7 protein-coding genes are annotated in these 5,425 nt (G+C 69.6%); 6 read left to right on the top strand and 1 reads right to left on the bottom strand.

Translation table 11 applies throughout. The features are described 5' to 3' along the window. Positions 1 to 198: hypothetical protein (locus WAZ62_RS01760; RefSeq protein ID WP_422641812.1), on the top strand; the 198-nt coding region annotated here is incomplete at its 5' end. A 176-nt stretch (positions 199 to 374) separates the two neighbouring features. On the opposite strand, the gene purD is transcribed toward WAZ62_RS01760, so the two are convergent. Then, on the bottom strand, positions 375 to 1,661 hold the full coding sequence (purD, locus tag WAZ62_RS01765) for a phosphoribosylamine--glycine ligase (RefSeq protein WP_422641813.1): 1,287 nt from the start codon (positions 1,659 to 1,661) through the stop codon (positions 375 to 377). 48 nt (positions 1,662 to 1,709) lie between these two features. On the opposite strand from purD, the gene xseA reads away from it, so the two are divergent. From xseA to WAZ62_RS01790, 5 genes are all read left to right on the top strand, one after another. Further along, complete coding sequence (gene xseA, locus WAZ62_RS01770; protein WP_422641814.1) at positions 1,710 to 3,137, top strand: exodeoxyribonuclease VII large subunit; 1,428 nt, start codon at positions 1,710 to 1,712, stop codon at positions 3,135 to 3,137. A gap of 6 nt (positions 3,138 to 3,143) precedes the next feature. Beyond that, the gene (locus WAZ62_RS01775; RefSeq protein WP_422641815.1) at positions 3,144 to 3,350 is read left to right on the top strand and encodes a DUF2093 domain-containing protein; all 207 of its coding nucleotides are present in this window, start codon (positions 3,144 to 3,146) and stop codon (positions 3,348 to 3,350) included. Beyond that, positions 3,347 to 4,147: a M23 family metallopeptidase gene (locus WAZ62_RS01780; RefSeq protein ID WP_422641816.1), complete on the top strand. Its 801-nt coding sequence runs from the start codon at positions 3,347 to 3,349 to the stop codon at positions 4,145 to 4,147. Before WAZ62_RS01775 ends, WAZ62_RS01780 begins: the two co-directional genes overlap by 4 nt. 87 nt (positions 4,148 to 4,234) lie before the next feature. Further along, positions 4,235 to 4,582 carry a YciI family protein gene (locus WAZ62_RS01785; RefSeq protein WP_422641817.1) on the top strand — a complete coding sequence of 116 codons (348 nt, stop codon included), beginning with the start codon at positions 4,235 to 4,237 and terminating at the stop codon, positions 4,580 to 4,582. Then, a partial coding sequence (locus WAZ62_RS01790) for an RNA polymerase sigma factor (RefSeq protein ID WP_422641818.1) occupies positions 4,579 to 5,425 on the top strand: 847 nt, incomplete at its 3' end. The genes WAZ62_RS01785 and WAZ62_RS01790, both read left to right, overlap by 4 nt.

The raw sequence follows: 5,425 nt of genomic DNA on the forward strand, positions 1-5,425 counted from the left end.
GGCAGCGACATCGCGGTCGCCGCCGTCGCCAGCAGCAGCGGCCCCTCCGCCGCCGAAACCCGCCTCGCCCGCATCCGCGAGGCGCGCGTGAAGGGTTACGTCGGCGACGCCTGCGGCGATTGCGGCAACTTCACCCTGGTGCGCAACGGCACCTGCCTGAAGTGCGACACCTGCGGCTCGACCAGCGGCTGCTCGTAAGCCTCGAGGCTTGAACGCGAACAGGCCCCGCCGAAAGACGGGGCCTGTTTTCGTTCGGGGCCTTGCCCCCTCACCCTAACCCTCTCCCCCAATGGGGGCGAGGGAACAGACCCGGCCTCGATAGGCCCCCTCGCCCCGCTTGCGGGGATAGGGATGGGGGGAGGGGTTTCCCCCGCTTACTTGCCGCTTTCGCCGGCCGCCGCGATGGCCTTCAGGGCGATGTCGCCGCGGCAGAAGCCGCCCGGCCAGTCGATTTTCGCGACCGCTTCATAGGCGGTCTCGCGCGCCCTGGTGATGGTCTCGCCCAGCGCCGTCACATTGAGGACGCGGCCGCCGACCGGGACGAAATGATCGCCCACGGCCCTGGTCGCGGCATGGAACACCTTCACGTCCGGCACCTTGCCGGCTTCGTCGAGGCCGCGGATTTCGCCGCCGGGCAAAAGGTCGCCGGGATAGCCGTTGGTGGCGAGCACGACCGAGACCGCCGGGCGCGGGTCCCATTCGATGTTCAGCTTGTCGAGGACGCCATCGGCGGCGGCGACGAGGACGGGGAGGAGATCGCTCTTCATCCGCATCAAGAGCACCTGGCATTCGGGATCGCCGAAGCGGACGTTGTATTCGATCAGCTGCGGGCCGGTCTTCGTCAGCATCAGGCCGGCATAGAGCACGCCCTTGAACGGCCGGCCTTCCGCCGACATGGCGGCGACGGTCGGGCGGATGATGCGGGCCATCACCTCGTCGACCATGGCCGGGGTCATCAGGGGCGACGGCGCGACCGCGCCCATGCCGCCGGTATTCGGGCCTTCGTCATTGTCGAACACGCGCTTGTGGTCCTGGGCGCTGCCCAGCGCCACGACATGGCGGCCGTCGGCGATGGCGAAGAAACTCGCCTCCTCGCCCTCGAGGAAGGCTTCGATGACGATTTCCGAGCCGGCCGAGCCGAAGCGGCCCGAGAAACAGTCCCTCACCGCCTCGATCGCCTCGTCCCGCGTCGTCGCGATGACGACTCCCTTGCCGGCGGCAAGGCCATCCGCCTTGATCACGATCGGCAGGTCCTGCTTTTCGAGATAGGCGAGGGCCGACGCCTTGTCGTGGAAGCGGCCATAGCCGGCGGTCGGAATGTCGTGACGGGCGCAGAGATCCTTGGTGAAGCCCTTGGAGCCTTCGAGCTGGGCGGCGGCGGCCGTCGGCCCGAAGACCTTGACGCCTTTCTCGGTCAGCTTGTCGACGAGGCCGAAGACCAGCGGCGCTTCCGGCCCGACGACGACGAAATCGATCTTCTCGGCCCGGATCAGGGCCAGCACCCGGTCGGTCTCGCGGAAATCGAGCTCGATGCAGGTCGCGACCTCCGCGATGCCGCCATTGCCCGGCGCGCAGAACAGCCGGCCCATGAGCGGCGATTTCGCCAGCACCCAGCACAGGGCATGTTCGCGTCCACCGCTGCCGATCACCAGTACATTCATCGAAAAAGACCTCACCCAACTTTCCGGCCCAGCTTGTATCATGTCCCCATGAGCATGGAAGACGTTGCAGCCCCGAATCTGTCCGATCGTAACCTGCCCGAGATGTCGGTCTCGGAACTCTCGGGGCTGTTGAAGCGGACGGTGGAGGATCGTTTCGCCCTGGTCCGGGTGCGGGGCGAATTGTCCGGCGTGAAGCGCCATTCCTCCGGCCATCTCTATTTCGCGCTGAAGGATGCGGATGCCCTCCTTGATGGCGTCGCCTGGCGGAATGTCGCCGGAAGGCTGAAATTCCGGCCCGAGGATGGGCTTGAAGTGGTCGTCACCGGCCGGCTGACCACCTACCCCGGCCGCTCGAAATACCAGATCCTCGCCGAGAGCATCGAGCCGGCGGGGGCCGGCGCGCTGATGGCGCTTCTCGAGGAGCGGAAGCGGAAGCTGGCGGCGGAGGGCCTGTTCGCCGCCGAGCGGAAGCGGCCCCTGCCCTTTCTGCCGCAGGTCATCGGCGTCGTCACTTCGCCGACGGGCGCCGTGATCCGGGATATCCTGCACCGCCTCGCCGACCGTTTTCCCCGCCACGTCCTGGTCTGGCCCGTCGCCGTGCAGGGTGAAGGCGCGGCGGATCAGGTGGCGCGCGCCATTCGCGGCTTCAACGCGATCGCGCCCGGCGGCGCCATTCCCCGGCCCGACCTGCTGATCGTCGCCCGGGGCGGCGGCAGCCTCGAGGATCTCTGGGCCTTCAATGAAGAAGTGGTGGTCCGGGCGGCGGCGGAAAGCGCCATTCCGCTCATCTCCGCCGTCGGCCACGAGACCGATACCACGCTGATCGATTTCGCTTCGGACCGGCGGGCGCCGACGCCGACCGCCGCCGCCGAAATGGCGGTGCCGGTGCGGGCCGACCTCCTCGACCGGGTCGAGGAATTGGGTGGCCGGGCGCGCATGGCGACCCGCCGCCTGCTGGCCGAGCATGACACGCGGCTGACCGGCCTCGCCCGGGGCCTGCGCCATCCCCGCAGCCTGATCGAGGCCGGGGAGCAGCGCCTGGACGACCTCGCCGAGCGCCTGCCGCGTTCTTTACGCGGCCTCATCGCCGACCGGCGCCGTCAACTGGCCGAAGTCTCGGGAGGCTTACGCCCCCATGTCCTGACCGGCGAACTCCGCCAGAAGGCGGAGCGGCTGGCGCAACTGTCGGAGCGCCTCGCCCCCGCCACCCGCCGCCTGATCGAGCGGGCGGAGCGGCAATGGGCGACGCCCGCGCAACTGCTGGAAAGCCTGTCCTATCAGCGGGTCCTGTCCCGGGGCTATGCCGTCGTCCGGCGCGGGGGCAAGCTGGAAACATCCGCCGCCGCGCTGCATCCGGGCGATGCGCTGGAGATCGAATTCGCCGACGGCCGCGTCGGCGCCATCACGACGGGCGATGCCCCACGACGCCGCCGCAAAGCCGAAACACCCCCGCCCGAACAGGGCACATTGATCTGATCGAAGATGACGATAGACGCCGACGCCCCCGCCAAGATTCTCTATGACCACGGCCAGTTCCGCATCCTGTGGCCCGGCACCCATGTCGTCTGCGCCGTGACCGGCACGCGGATCGCGCTCGAAGACCTGCGCTACTGGTCGGTCGACCGGCAGGAGCCCTATGTCTCGCCAGAGGCCGCGCTGAAACAGGCCGGTCTCGCCCCGAAATCATGAGGATCGCCCTCGCCCTGGCGCTGCTGCCGGCCCTGATCGCCCCCGCCCTTGCCGCGAGCATCGACGGCGAGGTCGCCCAGGGCGCCCTGGTCACCGGGGTCGCGGCGCCGGGGGAGCGCATCGTCTACGACGGCCGCGAGCTTCACATCGCGCCCGACGGCCGCTTCGTCCTCGGCCTCGGCCGGGACGCGGCTGGAACCCTGACCCTCGACGTGACCGGCCCCGCCGGCAAGACCACGCTCAGCCGGGCGATCAGCCCCCGCGAATGGCAGATCCAGCGCATCGACGGCCTGCCGGACAAGAAAGTAAACCCGGACCCGGAGGGCATGAAGCGGATCGAGGCCGAACGGGCGAAGATCAAGGCCGCCCGTGCCATCGACCGTATCGCCTTCGACTGGGAGGCGGGTCTGCAATGGCCGGCCAAGGGCGGGATTTCCGGCGTCTACGGCAGCCAGCGCATCCTGAACGGCGAAGCCCGGCAGCCGCACCTCGGCCTCGACGTCGCGGTGCCCGAAGGCACGCCCATCGCCGCCGCCGCGCCGGGGCAGGTCACGCTGGCCGAACCCGACCTCTATTTCACCGGCGGCACCGTCATCATCGACCATGGCGCCGGGGTGCAGACGCTTTATGCCCATCTCTCCCGCGTCGATGTGCGCGTCGGGCAGAAGGTGCAGGCGGGCGACACCATCGCCCTCTCCGGCAAGACCGGCCGGGTGACCGGCGCCCATCTGCATTTCGGCCTCGCCTGGTACGGGCTGCAGCTCGACCCGGCGCCCTTGCTGCCGCAGCAGGAATAATTTCTGTATCGTGTCGATCGGCGCGGGGCTCGCGCGTCTTTGTAGTCGGAGGGGTGATGGTCGCCCCCCGAACGACGGAGTATCGACATGCAATATCTGCTTCTGATCTATGAAGACGAGCAGCAGTTCGGCCCGGGCAAGAGCGGCCCCAAGCTGGAAACCATGATCGGCCGCCATATGGCTTTCGCCGGCGGCCTGGGCAAGGCCCGCCTCGGCGGCGCCGGGTTGAAGGGCACGGATACCGCGACCACGGTTCGCACCACCGACGGCGAACAGAGCCTGCACGACGGCCCCTTCGCCGAGACGAGGGAACAGCTCGGCGGCTTCTACCTGATCGACGCGCCGGATCTCGACGCCGCCATCGCCATCGCCCGGCAGGTGCCCCTGGCCGGGAACGGCGCCATCGAGATTCGCCCGCTGCTGGGACACGAGTGAGCCTGTCCCCTCTCGATGCGGCGGAGCGGGCGGCGGGGGGCCGGATCAGGGCCGTTCTCGCCGCGCGCTTCCGCGATCTCGATCTTGCCGAGGATGCCTTCGCCGACGCCTGCCTGAAGGCTGCCGAATCCTGGCCGGCGTCGCCCCCGCTCGATGCCGCCGCCTGGCTGTACCGGGCCGCCGAACGCGCCGCCCTCGACCGGCTGCGGAAGCGGCAACGCCGCGGCCGTCTGCAAGCCGAGGTGCCGGCAGCACCGATCGTCGCGGCGCCCGAGGACCCGATGGACCCGATCCCCGACGAAAGGCTGCGGCTGATCTTCGTCTGCTGCCATCCGGCGATCGCGGTCAATGCCCGGGCCGCGCTCGCCCTCCGCATCGTCTGCGGCCTGGATACCGCCAGCATCGCCCGTGCCTATCTCTTGTCCGAGGCGACCTTGGCCCAGCGGCTCGTGCGCGCCAAACGCAAGATCGCGGAGGCTGGCATCAGCTTTGAAATCCCCGGGCCGGAAAGCTGGCCCGAACGGGTGGAAGCGGTCCTGTCCACGCTCGAGATCGCCTATACGATGGCCTATGAGGATGCGGCCGGCGGCGGCCCTCACGCGGATTATGCCGCCGGCGTGCTGGAACTGGCCGCCCTGCTGGCCGAGGTGATGCCCGATGTCGCGGATGCCCATGCGCTGGCGGCGACGGTGCATTACGCCGAAGCGCGGCGCCCGGCCCGGGTCGATGCGGAGGGCATGATGGTGCCCCTGTCGGAACAGGACCCCAGGCGGTGGAGCCGCGACCTGATCGCGCGGGGCGAAGCGCATATGGCCCGGGCCCTCGCCCTGTCCCGGGCGCGGG

It is taken from the genome of Zavarzinia sp. (genome assembly GCF_049306435.1).
In the GTDB taxonomy this organism is placed as follows: Bacteria; Pseudomonadota; Alphaproteobacteria; order Zavarziniales; family Zavarziniaceae; genus Zavarzinia.